An 18286-nucleotide genomic window follows, 5' to 3' on the forward strand; every position below is an offset into this window, starting at 1 on the left:
TGAAATCTATCGATTCTTTTCGAGCGCCTCACACCTGCGGACTGTGAGACATCTCACAGGGATGTCTCACACCGATTCCGCTTGCTGGCGAGACGTCGCGTGGCCCGCTCTTCCCATCTCACCCGCCGCGAAGGCGGTCGCTACTACCTGCAGATTCGACTGAAGGCCTTCTCCGGGGCTTCATCCAGCCGCTTAGTTCGATATTCACTCGGAACGAGCGACTATCGGACTGCCCGCCGTGCCCTGGCGGATGATCTGACGAGGCTCGTTCCCTTGCAGAACGCAACCAACCTGGCCGAGCGCCGCGAAGCCGTGATGGCCCAGTTGAGGATGTTCCGCCTCGACGCTCCTAGCGAGATCATGGACAAGCTCGAGCGGCGTCGGGCCTACGAGCATGTCGTACGTCGGCTTATCGACGAGATGCCTGCGCTCGACCGGGACCCGATCTTCAATGAGCTCTGGATGAACTTCTGCGAACGGAACCTGAGCGCGGAACGGTCGCTGAAACGGACGGACGATGTCTCCGAGGCCTATGAAGCCGGACGGGCCAGCGCGTGGCGGGCAGCGCGGGACCGCCGCTTTGCGGCGCTGACGCCCCACCCGCCGACACCTGAGACTTCCCCGTTCGCCACCGAGCCCGACATCCACGCCTCCTCGGCCGAAACCGCCTGGTCTCTCGTTCCGACTTTGTCGACGACGAGCGAGCAGACACCTTCCCCCACGCCCACTGCGCCGATCGAGCTTCCAGTTGCGAGTAGCGGCGGAGGGCACCTCATGGGAGACTACTTCGAAAGGTTCCTTGACGATGAGCGCAAGCGCCACGGCGATGATCGCGCCCGCAGCGAAACCGGACCGATCGTCGCCTTCATGCTCGACCTTCTCGGGAACAAGCGCCCGGCGGCCTACAGTCACGAAGAGTTCCGGACCCTCAATCTGGAAATTCCGAATATCCCAACACGAAAGAACATCCCAAACGCCATCGGACGTTCCCTCCATGCACGCTATCTCCACGCGCTGAACAACCCGCTGACGCCTCTGGAAAAGGCGACGAAAACAACCATCAGAAACAACTATCATTCCGGACTCAATCGGTTCTTCGGCTGGCTGCATGCGAATGGGTTGATGACGATCAAGCCGGCGCTGAACATGGTGACTCAGCAGAACCGGGCCAGCTTGCCGCGCGACAGCTTCGACGATGACGAGGTCCTCGCCATCCTACGCCTGCCTCTGTTCACCGGCTGCCACAGCCACGAACGCATCTGGACGGAAGGCAAATACCTCATCCAGGGGTCCCTCTACTGGACCTATCTGATCCTCCTGCTGACGGGCATGAGGCCAGGTGAAGTCGGCCCTCTCGCGCTTGATGACATTGGGGAAGCCGACGGCCTCGCCTATCTTGATCTGCGCCCCTTCGACGCCCGCAAAGGACGCGTCACGTTGGCTGAGATGCGCGACCTCAAGACCGGGGCCTCGGCACGCATCGTGCCGCTCCACCCGCTGTTGATCGAGCTCGGCCTTCTCGACCATCGCGACCATATGAGAAAACTCGGCAAGACGCGCCTGCTGCCCGACCTCGAGCCTTATCAAAAACCGGACGGACGGATGCGCTGGAGCCAGGCCATCACCAAGAGCTGGCAGTATCTCAAGAACCAGAAGAAAATCGTCACGCGTCAGGACGTGACGCTATACAGCACACGCCACATGATGGCGGATATGATCGATCAACTCCGGCTGCCGCAAAGGACGCGCGATCGGGTCCTCGGGCATTCCCATGCCGCAAATGCCGCCGGAAACTACGGCCGGAAAGGCCTCCTCTCGACCAGCGAACTGCGCGAAATCACGGGTATCGAGACGCCGCTCATCGAAGCAATGCGCGGTATCCTGATGCTGGCCAAGGAGAGAGCGGATCGAGGAGAACTGGTTCTGATCCGGCCGGAGCGGCCTCCAGCGCGCCGGAAAAAAGCGCAGGACGTGTCCTAGGTCAGGAGGCCGGCCAAAATCTCTGTGTCGCAGGTATGGCTCACATCACGGCTCTCAGGCGGCTCCTCCCAGGACGTGAACGGGTGTTCTTCTGAAGCTGGCGCGGCGTTGGGAAACAACGGCAGCCTCATCCAGATGCGGACGGCTCGGCTCGAGCCGTCCGAGAACTGACTGTTCAGGCGACCGGCGAAGCGTTCCGCGCGAGCTGGGTGAAGCGGCTGACGCCGAGACCCTGGTTCGGGGCGACCCAGCCCCAGCTCGGGCGATCGTTGGCGGCGTCGCGGACGACGAATTCATGGACGATGCGCTCGATGATCGTCAGCAGGCGCCCACCATCGAGCCGAGGCTTGAAGATGTAGATCTCATCGGCCCGGCTGACGCGCTCGCCTTCGCCGGTGTTGTAGCCGGTGAGACGGATGGCCTCGCGCGGGTCGAGGCGCAGATCGGCGCAGTGCCGGCGTCCGGCCGGCGAGGCGATCCAGCCGCGCAGTGCAGCCGGGCTCAGCCGCTCATGGAGTTCCTTCTCGAAGCCGATCAGGGAGAGCCCGCTCGGCAGGACGACGCGGATGACACGCGGGCGCGCCTCGACGGGAGCTCCCAGGAGAGGCTTGCGCGAGGGGTGGATGAGGACGAGGCGCCAGTTGTCGTAGCCCGGATCACAGGCGAGGCCGGCCTCGGCCTCGTACATCCCGGCGTAGCGCTCGAGATTGATGTCCTCGATCCGGGCGAGCGCGTTCTCCGAGGCGGTCGCGGAGATCTTGAACAGCGGCAGCGCGAAGCGCCGCGCCAGGCCATGGAGACCGGTCGGCTGGTCGGGCGCCTTCAGCGTGTCGCCGGAGCCGGCGACATAGACATAGGCGACGTGGCTGGGCTGGTAAGCATCGGCGAACTCGGGATCGAGGAAGGCGCCCTCGGGGAGCGGCACGAGATCCTTGCCGCCGATGGCGGGCCAGCGCGTCTCGACATAGTGCGTGACGGCGGCCGTGCTGCCCTCCTCGCGGATGCGGCGAGGCATCGCCGGGATGGTCTGGCCATCGCTGTTCGTCCTGGTCATCATAGTTTTCGTTTCCTGTCGGTCTCGGGCTTCCCGGGGGTACTCCCGTTCTCGCCTCACTCTCCTCCCCTCTCTCCCTTGGTGGCTTGGCGGATGAACCCGATCGGCCTCCTCGCGCCTTCTCTCCCGGCGAGCAGGACCTGCTCGGCCCCGCGGATGTCGGCGGCGACGAGGTGTCGCCGCCCGGCCTCGCAGGCAAAACCCATGGCGATGTCCCAGAGACGCGAGAGAGTCCGCGGATTGTGGCTGGCGGTGCCCCGAAACAGTTCCGCCCCGGGCTCGGCGAAGCTCTGGCCGACCCGCAGATTCGCCTCATGGAAGATGCTTCTCTGGATGGCGAGCATCTCGGCGGGCTTGGGCTCGATCGTGAACACGATCATCCGGTCAACGATGCTCGTCGGCAGCGGATCGAGGCTGTTCGCCGTGGCGAACCAGAAGATGTGATCGGCGCGGATCGGCAGATCGACGAATTCGTCGACGAAGCGGGCGGCGTTCTCGCGCTCGAGCAGCGAGTGCAGGACATTCTCCGGGGTCTCCCGCGGATTGATCGGCGAGGCCTTCTCGATCTCGTCGATGACGATGAGCGGACAGGCATGGCTGCCTTCGATCAAAAGCTTTGCAACCTTACCGGGCCCGGATGCCCGCCAAACCGGCGTCAACCCGGAGAAGGCCGAACCGCGATCCGTCATCAGGTTCATGGCGATGACCTCGAAGGGAACGCCCATCGCCTCGGCGAGCTTTCGGGCGTAGAAGGTCTTGCCCGTACCGGGTGGCCCGACGACCACGGCGGGATCCAGCCGCAGCGGAGTGCCGGTGGCTTGGGCCAGATTGGCCGCCCGAACGATCCAGGCCGTGATCTCCCCGAAGTGAGGACAGATCGCGTTGAGGCCGGCAACACGCGCGATCATGGCCTCGTCGGGGACGACGAGTCGGCGCCAGGGCCCGCGCTCGTCGGCATGCATCTTGGTCCAGAGCCTGACCTGACGGGCCTGACCGGCATCCTCGTCGTTATTGGCCTCAGCAGGATCTCCGACGAAGCCATCGCCGTGTCCGAGACGGCGCGCCAAGCGCTCGGCATCATAGATTTCGATTTTCGGCCCGACGGGTTCGATGGTGCCGCCGGCGCCGACTTCACTGGCACCGTCCGCGTCCGTGTCAGTGCGTGCGCCATCAGGGCGCTGGTCACGCAGATGACCGAGCTGGACCTGGAGTTCGAGATAGCGCCGGTTCTCAAGGAACTCGGCGTCGTAGGACGGGATCGTGTTCATGACCGACCTCACAGCTCGACGCCGCCGAGGACGCTCACGAAGCGCCCGCCCTGCCGGGCGATGCGGCGCCCGACGCCGAGCGCGATCTCGACCAGGGCTCGCATCGCATCGGGGTCCTCAGTGCGCTCGCTGATCAGGCGCTCCGTTTCCATCTTCGCGACGAGATCGGCCGATGTGCGCGCCGGCCAAAGCCCGATCCGGCAGAGTCTTGCATAGGCGAGAATGAGCGCGCCCCGCCGGGCGCCGTACCAGAAGGGAGATGGAGGCTCGGCCTGCGACCAGGCTTCGACGCTCGCCAACAGGTCCCGCGCCTCGCCGAGCAGGAGAGCGAGATCGGGCGGATCGTCGAACCAGGCCTCCAGCGCCGGCCCATGTTCGAGGTGATAGACGTCGGGTGCGGTGCCGTCGCCGGCACCCGGCTGCGGCAGGACGGCGCCGCTGAAGTGCCGGGCGGCTTCGCCCATGCCGGCCAGGATGCGCGCGCCGATGACGAGACGCGAATCGCTGTCGGCGAAAGACCGCCGCAGCGCGCGCTCCATCAGCTTCGGATCATGAACACCGCCGCCGTTGCGATACTGCTGGTCCCGCTCCTTCGCGAGCATGGCCTTCGCGAAGCGGTCCTCGGCCGAGCCGGGCGGAACGAGCAGCATCGCGATTCCGCCGGCATGGGCGAGGACTGCGAGCGCGTTGCCGATATCAACCAGATGTTCCAATGCCGAGGGATCGGCTTCCGCGAGGGTGAGGAAGCGCTCATACTCTCGTGTATGCACCAGTGCGCGGCCGCGAAGGTCGAGGATCGGCGGGAGCCGCTCGAGCAGCGCGGCATGGCACTCCAGCGCGTCCGGCAGCTCCGGCAGAAGCGTATCGAGCGCGGCGAGCTCGTCGATGACGGGCACGCTATCGGTTGTGAAGACGAGGTCGCGCAGGGACGGTGCAGTGTTGTCGGTCATGATCTGGATTGTCCTGAGGGGTCGGCCTATCCGCCCTTTCACCTCCTCCTCATCGCCATGACGAAAGGCGCGCCCTTGCAGGCGCGCCCCTCCGCATAGTCCGCGACGGATACTGCAATCCGGCCGTCAGTCGATCTCGTCGATGTTGAGGAACCGGGTGCTCTGGCCAGCCACCGTCTCGCCCTGCCCGAAGGCGATCTCCCAGAGCGCGCCGAGCCTGTCGGGGTCGGCATCGCGGGAGCGCACGAGATCGCGGGCGGCGATCTTGGCGGCGACATCCGTCGCATTGCGGGCGGGCCAGAGCGCGACGCGCAGCAGCCGGGCGTAGGCGAGGATCAGCCCGCCCTCGATCGCGGCGTCGTCCATCCCGGTCGGCTGGTCACCACGGCGCAGCTCATCGACGAGTGCGAGGAGGTGACGGGCGCCGTCTAGAAGCTCACCGAGATCGGGCGCAGCGGCGAAGTACGCCTTCAGGCTGCCGGCCTGTTCGAGCGTCCAGGCGCGGGGCGCGCCGGCCTCGGTCACATCCCCCGGCTTCAGCTGGAGCGCGCCGACCCGTCGCGCCATGGTCTCGATCATCTCGGCGACCGCATTGGCGCTGGTCGGCAGCGCCAGATGCGCGGGGCGCTGCGGGAGATCGCCGACCGCACGACGCGCCAGGGCGATGTCCTCGCCATCGCCGTTCCGGCGGGCATGGCGCAGCAGGTTGCGGCCGAACTGCTCTCGCGCCCAGACGTCGTCCGCCGAGCGGTCCGGCAGCAGGAGCAGGGCGAGGTTCGACGCATTGGTCAGGATCGTCAGCGCATTGGCCACATTGATCCAGCGCTCGACCTGCCCCTTCTCGCGGGCGAGGAGCAGGATCAGGCGCCGAACCTGTTCGGTGTGAGCCTGGCCGCGACCCCTGATCTCCAGCAGGCCGGGCAGCTGGTTGCGGAAGATGGCGAGGCTCTCCGCCTCGCTTGGCGCAGCGGGGACAAGCTCCTCCAGCCCCGCGAGATCGTCGGTGACGGGATAGCGGTTCGGGTCGATGGCGATGGTGCTGAGCAGCTCGTCGCGGCGGGTCTTGGTATTCATGATCTTGTCCTTCAATCCATGGGGGTGACGGTGTCATTCCGTCGGTTTTCTCCTTTCTCCTGATGGCTTGCCGCTGCCCGGCGTTGCAGGAATCGAAAAGGCAGCGCCGGCGAAGGCGCTGCCTCTGGGTTCCCGATGACGAAGCACCTGTCGGGCGCTTCGGTTCGGTTTGCTTCATTCTGCGGCGAAGAGTGTCGCGATGCGCACGCCGAGCGCGAGCGCGAGGAGGCCCACCTCGTCAAGGTGGGCCTGAGTGGTTGCCGCCTCGATCGCTTCAAGGCGGATCGCGGCGATGCCGGAGAGGCGGACGACATCCTCGGTGCTCAGGCCGCGCTCATCACGCAGGCGCTTGAGATTGCGGGCGAGCAGCGCGGCGGCCGGCAAAGGCTTTGCTGGATTCATGGGGGTTCCCTTCCGTTTGGAGCGGGAGAGCCCTTCTCTCTGATATCTCCGGCCGAGGTCCGGCCGTTCAGCTCTTCGGCTTACGGCCAGCCCGCAGCGGCTGCGGGGCAGGGTCGTCATGGCCGGGCTCGGCGAACATCTGCGCGATCGGAACATCCAGCGTCAGCGCGAGCTTTTCGACGATGGCGATCGAGGGGTTTTCGATCCGCCGCTCGAGCCGGCTGACATAGGTTCGGTCGATGGCGCTATCGAGCGCCAGCTTCTCCTGCGACAGGCCGCGCTCGACCCGCAGCCGTCTCATGTTCCAGGCAAGGAGTTCGCGCGCGTCCACCGCGCGATGTCCAACGGATCAGGGTCGATTTATCCACGGTAATTAGACCCATTATTAAGTTCAATCCCAAGTCCCAGTGCCGGTGATGCCTCCAGCGACACCGGTTTCAGCGTCAATTAGTAAGATGCCTATAGTCCCATGTTACGAGCTGTCGAACGACAGCGCCTGAGGGCAGACCTGCATGATCCGGCAAACCCTATCCCGCTTCCTGATCGCATCGAGCCTCTGCCTCGTTGCAACGGCGACAGCAGCCTATCCAGATGCGGGCCTGCGTTTCCGCGACGATGGGGCGGCGGTGCAGGCCAAGGCGCTGCAGCAGCGCTTCTAGCAGCTCGGCAGCGATCGTGGTGCCGAGGTTCCCGCGCAGGCGGCCAGACTATCGGACCAGGTCGCGCGGTTGATCGCGCTGCTCGACCTGTCGCGGCCGGCGATCCCGAAGGCGGGCCAGGTCTGCTCCGAACTCCTTGGGCCGTGGTACTCGGCCGGACCGCCGCTGCTCGACACCAATGCGGCGCCGGTCGATGCCCGGACCCGCGCGGCGCGCGGCCTGACCATCAGCTGCTGGAATGCCGTCAACGCGCATCTTCTTGCCAATAAGGACGTCCTCGTCAGCGGCATGCTCGATTGGATCGCCATCAGGGCGGCGAAGGAAAGCATCGGCACGGCGCGAGGCTGGTGCACCGGCTACGGCGCGCAGGACAATTGGTGGCCGCTGCGGAGCTTCTATCCGGACGACCTGATCAATGCCGTCATCGCCGGCTGCACGGCCCGGGCCGACGCCGTGCTGGCCAAGGCGGCCGAGACGCGGCTCCAGACTGCGATTGCGACAGCCGAGCGCAGCGATCGGACGCTGGAAGCCATGGTCGCTGCCAAGTGGTTGCCGATGCCCAATCTCGGGATTGGCGACCCGGCGCTCGCCCGCAGCGCGAAGGAGCGCTACGAGGCCGCGGTCCTGCCGATCCGACGGCAGGTGACCGACGAGATCGTTGACAACCTGGAAGAGGCGTATGGCAACAAGATCGTCGCCGACAAGCTGATCCGCACGGCGCGTCAGGCGTGCAACGAGGTCTGGTCGAAGACTCTGTTTTCCAGCCAGGACGACGGCATGCGCGCCATCGACACGTCCTGCAAGAGCATGGAAGCTTCCTTCATCCAGCGTGCCTGCAAGAACGCGCTCGACAAGGCCGGCATCGAGACGCTGGGCGGGCCGAAGCTGATGACGGTTGCGCGTGCCAACGGGACACTGGGGCCGGTCGACTACAACACCATGGTCTGCGCTGCCACGATCGACGGGTTCGCGGTCACGACCACGACCTCCTGGTTCGGCTCACCCTCGATCACGATCGGGCCAGCGCAGGGCGGAGTCTCGGTGAACCTGAAGCTGCGCAAAGCTTCGCGCGAAGGCGGCGTCGAGGTCTGGGCGCTCGGCAATCTCGAGGGCAAGGCGCCGCTGACCACCGCCTCCGACCTTGTCGGCTGCCTGGCCACCACGCTCGACCGCAACGACCCGACGCCGGTTGTCCGCGGCGTGGGCTTCGCCACCGGGGCGGTCGTCACCCTTGCCGATCTGTTCAACGGAAGCGGGATGACCACCTTCGAATGCCGCGACGCCAAGCTGCGCTGGCTGGAGGCGGCCCGATGAGCCACGCTGCGATGAACCTGAAGCGATACGGGCTGGCCACGCTTGGCCTGATGCTGGCCATCGCCACAGCGCGCGCCGAGGTCGGCGAGCATTATGCCGACACCGATGACGCGCTCGGCGTCGCCCGGGGCCCTGCCGCAGCCGAGATCCGGGCGGCTTTGACCGCGAGGGCGCAAGCTTGCACCGGTATGGACTTCAAGCCGACCCGCTGCGCGCTCGCCGTCAACGCCGTCAACGCCGACGTCCACTACGGCTCTGCGGAGGGCGACAGCCGCAAGCTCGCTCTGGTCTCGGTGCGCTGGCAATCCGATCCGACCGGCAATGTCGTCGAGGCTAAGGGTCTGGTGTTCGTCGCCGAGCCCGGAGCGGCGTTCCGCTTGTTGGGCGAGACCGATCTCATCGGCGAAAGCCTCCGCGATATCGTCTTCGAACGGCAGCGAATCACCTATGCGACGGACTATCTGCGCGGGGGTGATTCTCGCGGCAACCCGACCGGCCAACGTCGCTATGAGATACGGCGCGTTGTAACGCCGTATTCACCGGTCGTCGTCGACCGATTGCCGCCTACGCGATTCGACCACCGACAGCCGCAGACTCCTGGCCGTAGTACCCCTGCCCCCGGGATTTGTAGCTCGCGAGCGACCTTTGCTTAGGCGGCGTCGTGCACCAGTCGTGGATGATGACCTCGGCGATGCGCACGAGGCGGTCGGCATCGCGCGATTTGGGCCTGAAGAAGTAGAACTCCTTTGCGAGCGAGACGCGCTGGTCCCTCGCGAAGCCGTAGCCGGTGAGCCGTCGGAACTCGTCTGGACTGCGCCCGATCTGGGCGCAATGCGCCTGCCCCTCTACCGAATCGAGCCAGTCGTTGAGTGACGCGTTGCGCATCGCCGCGTGCAGGCGCTCATCGAACTCGTCCTTCGACATATCCTGCGGCAGCCTGACGTGAAGACAGCGGTCACCGACGCGAACCGGCGAGCCCTCGAGCGGCCCACCGTGAGGCAGGATCATCTGGGCGGTCCAGTTGTCGAAGCCCCTGTCGCTACAGACATACCCATCGACCGAGAGGGTCTGACAGCCGTACCGGTCCTTGGAGAGCTCGCGCAGCCGGCTGCGGATATTGACCTGGGCGGTCACCGAGACCTTGTGCAGACAGGCGTAGAGCCGCTCCGCCACGCCACGCAGCCCGCGCTCGACCGAGGGGTTGCGATGATTTTCCGGGCAGCCGGCGACGTAGATGAAGACCAGCTCTCCCGCTTGATACCGGATCTCGAAGGCCACCGAGGTGAAGGCGTCCTCCGCGAGCGGCAGGAGATCGTTCCCCCGACGCGTGGCCACTGGACTTCCCACCAGTGGCTTACGACGCCGGCAGAGCCATCGGGAAGGATTTGCGTTCCCGGAGCCATGGAGCTGCGCTTGCTGCTGGTCTGGCTGGCATTCGTGTTCGTCGTCATCGTCAGTTCCTCTAAGTCCCGTGGGGTGAGGCATCAGCGCCTCGCGATTCCCTTCTCACTTCAGCTCTCCATCCCCGCCGAGGCTCATCAGCCGTCACGGCCGGCGCCGAGAAACCCGATCGCCTCCGGCTTCGCCGCCCCGGCGGTCAGGCGATCGGCCGCCTCGACATCCGCAAGGTTGAGATGGTCACGCCCGGCGGCGGCGGCGTAGCCGAGGGCAAGCCTGACGATGCGCGTGATGCGTCTGGGATTGGCGCGGGCGAGCCGCGCGAGGACATCGTCTCCAGGTGGAACGATTGCCCCTCGCGCCTCGGCAAGGGCCGCGGCGACGATCAGGCGGGTAATGGCCAGGAGCTCATCGCCCGACGGTGGCGCAATCTCGAAAACCGCCAGCCGGTCCAAGATGTAGTCTGGCAGGCGCGATGCGTCGTTCGCCGTCGCGACGACGATCGTATACGATAGGTTGAAGGGAATGCGCAGGTACTCGTCCTCGAGAGCCCGACTGTTTTCCGGCTCGAATAGATTCAGCAGGACGTGATAGGGCTGCTCGTCGCGATGGGTCTGGAACTTGTCGATTTCGTCGAGAATGATGACGGGTTGCGCAGTGTCGCCGCCAACCAGGGCCTCGTTCACGACGCTCATGCGCGAGCCGCGCCAAGAGGTCGGATGGCCAACGACAAGCTGTTGAGCGTCACTATTGGTCGCGCAGGAGAAAGCATGCGAGGCGACCCCGAGCGCCTTCGCGATTGCCTTCGAAGCGTGCGTTTTGCCGATCCCAGGTGGCCCGAGCATCAGGATAGGCGGAACTGAGAGCGCGGCGCCGGACAACATCGAGAGCGCCACGCAGCGATCGACCAGGTCGATGACCACGGCGAAACCGGGGCACGCCAGACGGGCTTTCGCCAACCGGTCGCGCGTCGCCTGCGATCCGAACAGAAGCGGCCGTGCCGGGCCGCGCTCGTCGTCGGCCAGCCAGCGCAGTTTATCAAGCCGGACCTGCTCCTCGGTTGAAAGGTTGGGCTGAGGAAGACCTAGTTCAGTCTCGGCCTCGAACTGATAGGCCCGGCCGTAACAGCGCTCGAGCTGGATCAGCAGCGCCCCGGGGTCGAAGATGGCGACGTGATGCGGAGGTTCCGCTTCTATTGATGGCCCTGGCGCTGGTACACCATCACCTTCCCCAGGTCCTCTGGAACCATTGAGGTGGGGTCGAAGCGCTGTCTTGTCCGCATCGGCATAGGCACTATCAAAAATCTCATCGTTCATGGTCTTGATCCCGTGGGCGGGCTCGGTCGAGCTGCCCCCCCGGGAATCGGTCATGACGAAAGGCGCGACGAAGCAGTCGCGCCTTTTTGGCCAGTACAGCGATGACGGATTGGCTCGGGGTCAGCCTGGATGGAGCCGGGCCTCGCCAATCTCAAACGCCCACTCGACGACAGCACGTAGATGATCCGGGTCACGGTAGCGCGGCGCTATCACCGCGAGCGCCGCCTGCCGGATGGCAACCTCTTCTGGATCGCGGGCCGGCCATAGACAGATCCGAGCAAGACGCGCGTAGGCGAGAAGCTCGGCGCCCCGGATTGAATCTGCCAGCAGGCCCGGCTCAGAGATCCGTCCCTGCACCCGCCGCCAGACGTCGAGCTGCGCGAGAAGGCTGCGGGCGCCGTCGAGCAGGTCGGCGGGATCGATTCCTGTCTCCAGCCAGAGCCGAAGCGATGGCGTCGTCGAGATCGGATATGCCCCAGGCTGGCCCGGCGTCGCGTCACTCTCCTGGCAGACGCGTGACGGCAGCCTCGGCGGCTTCATCCCCTGCTCGCTCATCGCGACGAACTCGCCGCCGCAGATCCGCGTCACGCGAGCACGAACGTCAGGGTCGCGAGAGCGACTTGCCACCTTGCGCATGGCGCGCCGCAGGTCGGCGAGCGCGCGATGATCGTCGTAGTCCCGAGGTACGACCAGCAGCGACGCGACATTGGCGCTGTCGACCAGCAGGGTCAGAGCCGTTGTGCTATCGAGAATAGCCTCATCCGGCGCAACCGTGCCGTCTCGGACGTCACCCAGCGTGCGGGAGATCTCGGACGTATGGAACTGCGCACGCGCCCGGATCTGGACCAGCGCGGGACGATCGCGCGATACTGCAGCGACACGACGGAGCCCGGGCTCGTCATCGTCGATGAGGAACTCAAGAGCTTCCAATTCGTCGCAGATCCCGACCAGTTCGGTCGACCGCTTCAGCGTATTGTCGTCGGCGCAGATCGTCGATTCGGTATTGGTATTCATGGACTTCGTTCCGTTTTCAGGAGGGGTGATCTGCTCCTCGCAGCGCCTTCCCGCTCGCTTCGGCATGCAAAAGGGCGACACCTCACGGCGCCGCCCTTCCTTGATTTCTCGGCTGTGTTGGCCTGTTTCAGACGATCGGCAGCCAGTCAGGCTCAAGCTCGATGGTCACGCCATACCGCCACTGCTTCGCTGGCCAGATCGCCTCCGAATAGAGGTGCCGGATCGTCGCCTGCATGGGCAGCGGATCGTTGCGGGATGCCCGGTCATTGATGATCTTGACCAGCCGCTGCTTAACGGCTGCACCGGTCGAGCCTTTGAAGGCGGGCCAGATCGCGATCTGCGCCGCGGCGAGATAGGCCAGGATCAGCGCCGCTTCCGATGCACGTCGCAGATGTGTCGCATCCTCGATCGTCTGCCGAGCGAGCGCTTTCAGACGATCGGCCGTGGTGATCATCGTCTCGACACGCGCCTCGAGCTTTTCGAAGTCGGGCTCGGCCGTGAGGAACGCGCCCCAGCGCGCGATCTGACGAGATGAGAGCAGAACCTCGCCGCCAGATTGGGGCGTCAGATCGACGAGATCGAAGCGCTTCAGCGGCCAGGTCGCGAGACCACGGTCGCCGCTGGTGGGAGCCACGGGACCTGGCTGCAGCATCAGCGAACCCGGGTCGAAGGCGGCGCGCTTATGACGGATGCGGATGGCCGTGTCGGGCTCCAGCATCGCAGCCGTGTCCCGGTCGGTATCGGCGCCATAGGGACCGCCATGCTCCGCCAAGGCCAGTTTGGCTTCGGCCTCCTGCAGAGAATCAGACGGCCAGATCGCGACGAGTGCGGCGCAGGACAGGCCAGCGAGCTTCAGCGCCACAGATGCGTTGCAGACGATGTGGGGATGAGGTCCACCCAATTGCACGCGCGTGCCCTCGTCGGCGCAGCGTTTGGCGTCGCGCGCGGCCTCTTTCAGATCCGGCGCGCTGGCGCGCAAGGCGACAAGCTCGGCGATCGTAGGGTCGTCGCCGATCGCCTCCGAAATGGAGGCAAGCGGATCGCGGATTGGTCCGATCCGCCGGTCGTGCGCATCGCCGTCATGCGGCGTGATGGGGCGCTGAGGGTCGTGTTCAGTCATTTTCGGTTTCGTTCTCACGTGGGTCATGGCCCTTGCGGCCACGCTGTCCCTCGTCTGTTCCTGGAAACGCGAAGGGCGCCGCGGTCCGCGGCGCCCTTCGCAAGCTCGGCGAGCGTTGGAGGATCGACAGATGCCTGGGTTCAGAGCAGCTTGGAGCGACCGGCGGCCTCGTGCTGCATCCGCCGGAGATCGCTCAGGCGATCGGCGGCTTGGGCGGCGAAGGCGACGATATCGCGCAGGCGCGCCTCACCGAGGCGGCGAGAGAGATCCGCCACGCGATCCCCCAGGTGATCATTGCGGCTCGAGACGGCGGCGATCAGGCAGGCGCGCGCCAGATCGGCGGTTGCCAGGAGGCAGGCCCCCTGATGCGCGCGCTGCAGCCGGTCGAGCCGCTCCTGATCGAGATCGGCACTTTCGATTTCGCGCGCGAAGCCGTCGGCGTCGTCGAGCTGCAGGGCGGCCCGTTCGATCAGCGTACCCGCCGGAGCCTGATCCTTCAGGAAGGCGGCGAGGCTCATGCCCTGTTCGAGGCCGACCGCCGCGGGAATACGGTCTCGCGTATCCTCGATCCCCGGAACGCTGGCGGCGCGGAGGTCGTGACGGCCACCGGAAGCGTCATCATCGCCTCCATGGAAGAATGCCTTTCGAGCCAGGTTAGCGAACCCCGCGTCATCGCCTATTGCCGCGAGGACGTCGACGAGGACACGTTGGCGCGTTGCGAAGTCGGCAGCACTGCGGGGCGGCGCGAGGGCGACGGCGATTGTCGATGCGGTGTTGAGCAGCGAGAGCGCGATCAGCATGTCGAGGAAGAGTGCGACCTGGCTTTTGCTGGAAGTGTCGGCGAGCGCGAGGAAGCGCATGATCTCCTCGGCATAGCCCCGCGCGCGCGAGGCGACGTCACCCACGGCACAGGTCTGGGCCGCAAAGGCGGCATAGCCCTGCTCGGCGCTGCCAGACAGCGACAGGCTGCGTGTGAACGCGGAGAGGTCGTCGGTGATCGGGCGGAGCGGCAGTTCGAGCTCGAGATCTGCGAGCGAGGCGATGGTGTTCGACATGGTGTGTTTCCTTTTTCCCGAGGGGTCATTCCCTCCTGGCATCACGCCTTCCTCTCCTCCCGACCGGCCGAGCCCGGCCGCCTTGGACCCGCTATTTCCAACAACAACACGAGACCGGCACGGCACTGGGACGGGCTCGGCACGGGAAATTTGGTTAGAATGCCGTCCCGCAGCCGTGCCGTTGCCGTGCCGGTTGCGTCCGACCGCCGCGGGTCGGAGCCCTGACGGACCCGGCACCACAAAATCCGTTAGAACTCCGTGCCGGAGCCGTGCCGATTGCGCCCGACCGCAGCGAGACGGCACCGGGACGGGCGCGGCACGGGAACTCCCGTTAGAACGCCGTCTCGGAACCGTGCCGATGCCGTGCCGGTCAGAGCGAGGTCTGGGCTGCCTTCAAGCGCTCGGCTAGCCACAGCGCGATCTCGTCGAGATGCGAACGCTCGCTATCGTTGTTGCTGGCCACCTTCAGCTCGACGCAGCGCGCGAGCGCACGCGGCAGCGTCAACCAGGGAACGTCCTCTGACGTCGTCAGACGGTGCAGCAACCAGTCCTGCCCTTTTCGCCGACCGTTGTCGCAGAGAGTCTGCGGTGCGGTGAGGAAAGCGTGACGGTTCGCGAAGGCGCGCAACCTTTCGTCTGAAAAGTTTTCCGCGGCGAATGCAGTTCGCCGATCCCAGTCAAGCCGGTGCCAAGTGACACAGGCCCGGGCATCGCCATTGGGGATGAAGTGATCGTAGAGCTGGCCTTCGGGCCATGGGCTGGGCGCACGGTCGGCAAAACGCATCTCGAGTGCCGTTGGCAGAGTCGACCAGATATCATCATGAGCGCTGATCTGCCGGATGCGCTCCAGATGGACCGCGTCGGTTTCGCACGGTGCAGCAGCGTGACGAAACAGACTCCATGGCAGCAAAACCGGCTGGGCGTTTAGCTTAACCATTCGGATTGGGCGCTCGCCCCGCGCGTTCATCGCGGCCACAAGTTCGGCCGGCGGCAGATCGAGATAGCTGGCGGGATCAACGCTGAGATCAGCGACCGCCATGCTCGAGGGGTTGGCGGGCGCCGTCATCAGGCCCGTGACGGGTATGATCGTGCCAAATGCCAACAAGCCGAGGAGTCCGCCGGCATCGAGCCGCGCCTGGACGTGACGTTTGTCGGCATTCTCCAAGAGCGCCGCCATCAGGGTCGGCGAGCGTTCCCGCAGCAGCCTGAACAGTTCGATCGTCGCGTGCACGTCGGCGAGCGCGTCATGCGCGTCCTCTTCGGTGAGGCCGATGCCGTTCAGACGACAGAGCTCGCCGAGCCGAAAGGACGGCTTGCCCTTCTGCTCGGGAACACGGATCGCGCCGGGATCGAGCGCGGCCACGGCCCGCGCCATCACGAGCACATCGGCGCGCCGGTGACCGCCAAGCGAGGTCTGATACGGCGGCAGCAGATTCTGAAAAAATGCCTGGCGCAGCATCTCCTCGTCGTATTTCAGGCTATTGAAGCCGATGATCGTGGCTGGCGCCGCGGCCTCGATGAACGCGGCGATGGCTTGCATCATGCCAAGCTGGTCGAGCGGGGCCTCGATCAGGTCACTGGGCCGCAGGCCCGTAACCAACAAGGCTTCGGGCGACGGCACGATGTGATCGGGCGGGCGCGCCCGCAGGACCAACTCGTCCTGAACGACGAGATCGTCGCAGGTCCGAACGAAGGCGGCCTGAACGGGAACGTCGAAGGCCGGCGACAAGCCGGTGCATTCCAGATCGTAGAAGATGTACCCGGCCATCAGTGCGTTCCCTGGCCGGGGTCCATGCCGATCGGAACCTTCGTCAGCACGATGCCGAGATCCTTCGCATCGGCATGCATCGCCATCTCGATCATCGGCGCCGCGCGAGAGCGGCGCATCTCGTCGTCGTCGCGCGCCATCGCCTCATACACTGCGATCTTCAGCGCCAGGATCTCTTCGGCAAAGGCCGGCGGCTCGGCAAGCAGGAGCGCAAAGCGACGGGCGGCCGCCCGCGCGCCTTCGCCCAACTGGCGCCCGTTCAACCCCGCATGATCGTGGTAGATCTTGCCGGGGTTCTGCTCGAGCAGAACTGCATGCGCCATGCACGCCTCCCAGCGCAGATAAAGCGTGTCGGCCTGCTGCTGGGCGAGATAGGCGCGCTGATAGAGCCGCAGCTCCTCGTCATCGGGCAAGGCGGTGTCGCCGCCCATGTTCGAACTGGTCATGAGACATATTCCGTCGGAGGATCAGGCCCGCAGCCGCCCTCTCCGGACAAAGCTCACAGGGGTACTCGGTCGAGAGCTCCGATCGCTTCTCTCTTTTCCAACCTTCAACGGGGAATTCTGGCGCATTTCGTACTTGGCATGCTGACGACAGCCACATCCTTCGATCTTATTTCACCACAGCAGGTTCGAATCTGGCGCGAAGCCGGTCCGCCACCGAGCCGTACCCTTCACTGTCGAGCCAGTTAAGCAAGAGCAGCGGCGGTTGGGGCGGATCCGTCAGGACGATGGTCCTGATAGTTGCGCTGGCGGGCAACAATAACTCTGTGGTTGGCCCTGCGAAAGGATGATAACGGGGTAGCGCGGTCCCGCGAAAGGGCAAGCTAGTGCGTAAGGTCACGAGCCGGAGCGCGTCCCGGAGCGCCGCATCTATAAAATAGTGCCGGACTTCCCTGTTCTCGCGCTTGATCAAAAGACACGTGCCGACCTCCCTAAGTCCCTTGCCTTTGCCCCCATATTGGCCTTCGTGACAGAACCAAAAACCAATGAGCATAGGCTCAAGGTTGCGCGCCGCCTCCCGGGATGCCGGGTCAGTCAGCGCTGCACTTGCGACGAGCGCTCTCAGCTGTTCGACTGGCAGCTTCGCAAGGGAGGCGCCCTCGGAGTTTGCGATCAGTTGTGGCACGACGAAGCTTATGCGCCAGCCGTCCTGTACCGACGATGCCTGGACCTCTGATGATTTAATGTCCAGATCGAGCTGACTAAGTTGCGCCGACACGCTCTGTGCCTGGCACAGCGCGCGCACCGCGAGCTTGTAGGCATTGTAGCCCAATGCCTCTGCAGCGTCTGCGGAGACGGCTTTTCCAGACCACTGGAAAAGTACGCGACTGTGGTCTCCGTAAAGGTTTACACGGAAACTCTGCAGCTTTTGCGACTTCTCAGCCTTCTTATTCGCGGTAACACCGATCGTCGTGGCCATAGCGGTTCTCCCAGGGGTCTGCATTCACCGGATCTGTGAACGTGGAGAACGAGACCCCCTAGGATCCCAGCCGACTTTCTAGCGCAGCGTATGTCGCCACCTTGCCAGATCGTCTGGCGCGCATCACGGCAGTGCCATGAGGGCGGACTCCACCTGCCCCTGATCGCGCCTGAGTGAGAGGCGAGACTGGCCATGCTGACAACCTCAAGCACTCGGCCGCTATTCAGCATACGAAAAGTAACATAAACCATGCCGCTCACAATAGTCAAGCAACGTGATTCAAATTCCTCAAATTGGTGGCGACATCGATAGAAACGACGGCCGAACGCCGTTCGCTCATGATGATTGACGACTTCCCCCACTTGCGCTCGCAAGCCACGGGGCGTCAGGTGTGCGTCGCGCGGTGCATTTCGAACGGTAAGGATCAAGCGCTCTCGTTTAGTTGGCGATGGGGCGCCGACCTGGCGCCAAGCCTACTTTCCATTCGACAGC

Annotated in this window: 18 protein-coding genes; 4 read left to right on the forward strand and 14 right to left on the reverse strand. The window is 65.1% G+C overall.

What is annotated here, in order from left to right; translation table 11 throughout:
• The first annotated feature begins 99 nt into the window (after positions 1–99).
• Positions 100–1980 carry a site-specific integrase gene (locus BW981_RS07490; RefSeq protein ID WP_139333660.1) on the forward strand — a complete coding sequence of 627 codons (1881 nt, stop codon included), beginning with the start codon at positions 100–102 and terminating at the stop codon, positions 1978–1980.
• Positions 1981–2155: 175 nt separating this feature from the next.
• Here the strand turns inward: BW981_RS07490 and BW981_RS07495 are convergent, their stop codons facing one another.
• The 6 genes from BW981_RS07495 to BW981_RS07520 all read right to left on the reverse strand — a co-directional run bounded on the left by BW981_RS07495 (position 2156) and on the right by BW981_RS07520 (position 7059).
• Positions 2156–3034, reverse strand: coding sequence for a hypothetical protein (locus BW981_RS07495; RefSeq protein WP_210188650.1), 879 nt, complete (start codon positions 3032–3034; stop codon positions 2156–2158).
• 56 nt (positions 3035–3090) lie between these two features.
• Positions 3091–4302: an AAA family ATPase gene (locus BW981_RS07500; RefSeq protein WP_076437687.1), complete on the reverse strand. Its 1212-nt coding sequence runs from the start codon at positions 4300–4302 to the stop codon at positions 3091–3093.
• Positions 4303–4310: 8 nt separating this feature from the next.
• On the reverse strand, positions 4311–5252 hold the full coding sequence (locus BW981_RS07505) for a hypothetical protein (protein ID WP_076437688.1): 942 nt from the start codon (positions 5250–5252) through the stop codon (positions 4311–4313).
• Between the two features lie 126 nt (positions 5253–5378).
• Complete coding sequence (locus BW981_RS07510; protein WP_139333661.1) at positions 5379–6326, reverse strand: hypothetical protein; 948 nt, start codon at positions 6324–6326, stop codon at positions 5379–5381.
• Positions 6327–6500: 174 nt separating this feature from the next.
• The gene (locus tag BW981_RS07515) at positions 6501–6710 is read right to left on the reverse strand and encodes a helix-turn-helix domain-containing protein (RefSeq protein ID WP_139333662.1); all 210 of its coding nucleotides are present in this window, start codon (positions 6708–6710) and stop codon (positions 6501–6503) included.
• Between the two features lie 85 nt (positions 6711–6795).
• Positions 6796–7059: a helix-turn-helix domain-containing protein gene (locus tag BW981_RS07520; protein WP_076437692.1), complete on the reverse strand. Its 264-nt coding sequence runs from the start codon at positions 7057–7059 to the stop codon at positions 6796–6798.
• Positions 7060–7240: 181 nt separating this feature from the next.
• Between BW981_RS07520 and BW981_RS23020 the strand changes: the two genes are divergently transcribed.
• The 3 genes from BW981_RS23020 to BW981_RS22500 all read left to right on the forward strand — a co-directional run bounded on the left by BW981_RS23020 (position 7241) and on the right by BW981_RS22500 (position 9354).
• Entirely contained in the window at positions 7241–7387 is a 147-nt protein-coding gene (locus tag BW981_RS23020; protein ID WP_175624071.1) for a hypothetical protein, read from the forward strand.
• Between the two features lie 69 nt (positions 7388–7456).
• Complete coding sequence (locus BW981_RS07525) at positions 7457–8701, forward strand: hypothetical protein (RefSeq protein WP_076437694.1); 1245 nt, start codon at positions 7457–7459, stop codon at positions 8699–8701.
• On the forward strand, positions 8698–9354 hold the full coding sequence (locus BW981_RS22500) for a hypothetical protein (RefSeq protein WP_139333663.1): 657 nt from the start codon (positions 8698–8700) through the stop codon (positions 9352–9354). The genes BW981_RS07525 and BW981_RS22500 overlap by 4 nt, the downstream gene beginning before the upstream one ends.
• Here the strand turns inward: BW981_RS22500 and BW981_RS07530 are convergent.
• From BW981_RS07530 to BW981_RS07565, 8 genes are all read right to left on the reverse strand, one after another.
• Positions 9266–10036 (reverse strand): hypothetical protein, encoded by a 771-nt coding sequence (locus BW981_RS07530; protein WP_076437696.1) that lies wholly within the window; start codon positions 10034–10036, stop codon positions 9266–9268. The genes BW981_RS22500 and BW981_RS07530 overlap by 89 nt on opposite strands.
• Positions 10037–10239: 203 nt before the next feature.
• On the reverse strand, positions 10240–11415 hold the full coding sequence (locus tag BW981_RS22280) for an AAA family ATPase (protein WP_175624072.1): 1176 nt from the start codon (positions 11413–11415) through the stop codon (positions 10240–10242).
• A 120-nt stretch (positions 11416–11535) separates the two neighbouring features.
• On the reverse strand, positions 11536–12429 hold the full coding sequence (locus BW981_RS07540; RefSeq protein ID WP_076437700.1) for a hypothetical protein: 894 nt from the start codon (positions 12427–12429) through the stop codon (positions 11536–11538).
• Positions 12430–12556: 127 nt separating this feature from the next.
• Entirely contained in the window at positions 12557–13549 is a 993-nt protein-coding gene (locus BW981_RS07545) for a hypothetical protein (RefSeq protein WP_076437702.1), read from the reverse strand.
• A gap of 140 nt (positions 13550–13689) precedes the next feature.
• Positions 13690–14604 (reverse strand): hypothetical protein, encoded by a 915-nt coding sequence (locus tag BW981_RS07550; protein ID WP_076437704.1) that lies wholly within the window; start codon positions 14602–14604, stop codon positions 13690–13692.
• Positions 14605–14974: 370 nt separating this feature from the next.
• A complete protein-coding gene (locus BW981_RS07555) occupies positions 14975–16372 on the reverse strand; it encodes an exonuclease domain-containing protein (RefSeq protein WP_076437706.1) in 1398 nt (465 codons plus the stop codon).
• Complete coding sequence (locus tag BW981_RS07560; RefSeq protein WP_076437708.1) at positions 16372–16818, reverse strand: hypothetical protein; 447 nt, start codon at positions 16816–16818, stop codon at positions 16372–16374. The genes BW981_RS07555 and BW981_RS07560 overlap by 1 nt, the downstream gene beginning before the upstream one ends.
• 166 nt (positions 16819–16984) lie before the next feature.
• Positions 16985–17794 (reverse strand): hypothetical protein, encoded by an 810-nt coding sequence (locus BW981_RS07565; protein ID WP_139333664.1) that lies wholly within the window; start codon positions 17792–17794, stop codon positions 16985–16987.
• Positions 17795–18286: the final 492 nt, after the last annotated feature.

The organism is Allobosea sp. TND4EK4 (assembly GCF_900156025.1).
Classification (GTDB): domain Bacteria; phylum Pseudomonadota; class Alphaproteobacteria; order Rhizobiales; family Beijerinckiaceae; genus Allobosea.

Excerpts from the sequence above, each read along its gene's own strand:
- BW981_RS07565 (WP_139333664.1), bottom strand. The coding sequence starts at position 17,794 with ATGGCCACGACGATCGGTGTTACCGCGAATAAGAAGGCTGAGAAGTCG.
- BW981_RS22280 (WP_175624072.1), bottom strand. The coding sequence starts at position 11,415 with ATGAACGATGAGATTTTTGATAGTGCCTATGCCGATGCGGACAAGACA.
- BW981_RS07510 (WP_139333661.1), bottom strand. The coding sequence starts at position 6,326 with ATGAATACCAAGACCCGCCGCGACGAGCTGCTCAGCACCATCGCCATC.
- BW981_RS07550 (WP_076437704.1), bottom strand. The coding sequence starts at position 14,604 with ATGTCGAACACCATCGCCTCGCTCGCAGATCTCGAGCTCGAACTGCCG.
- BW981_RS07555 (WP_076437706.1), bottom strand. The coding sequence starts at position 16,372 with ATGGCCGGGTACATCTTCTACGATCTGGAATGCACCGGCTTGTCGCCG.
- BW981_RS07545 (WP_076437702.1), bottom strand. The coding sequence starts at position 13,549 with ATGACTGAACACGACCCTCAGCGCCCCATCACGCCGCATGACGGCGAT.
- BW981_RS07505 (WP_076437688.1), bottom strand. The coding sequence starts at position 5,252 with ATGACCGACAACACTGCACCGTCCCTGCGCGACCTCGTCTTCACAACC.
- BW981_RS23020 (WP_175624071.1), top strand. The coding sequence starts at position 7,241 with ATGATCCGGCAAACCCTATCCCGCTTCCTGATCGCATCGAGCCTCTGC.
- BW981_RS07540 (WP_076437700.1), bottom strand. The coding sequence starts at position 12,429 with ATGAATACCAATACCGAATCGACGATCTGCGCCGACGACAATACGCTG.
- BW981_RS07500 (WP_076437687.1), bottom strand. The coding sequence starts at position 4,302 with ATGAACACGATCCCGTCCTACGACGCCGAGTTCCTTGAGAACCGGCGC.
- BW981_RS07495 (WP_210188650.1), bottom strand. The coding sequence starts at position 3,034 with ATGACCAGGACGAACAGCGATGGCCAGACCATCCCGGCGATGCCTCGC.
- BW981_RS22500 (WP_139333663.1), top strand. The coding sequence starts at position 8,698 with ATGAGCCACGCTGCGATGAACCTGAAGCGATACGGGCTGGCCACGCTT.
- BW981_RS07560 (WP_076437708.1), bottom strand. The coding sequence starts at position 16,818 with ATGACCAGTTCGAACATGGGCGGCGACACCGCCTTGCCCGATGACGAG.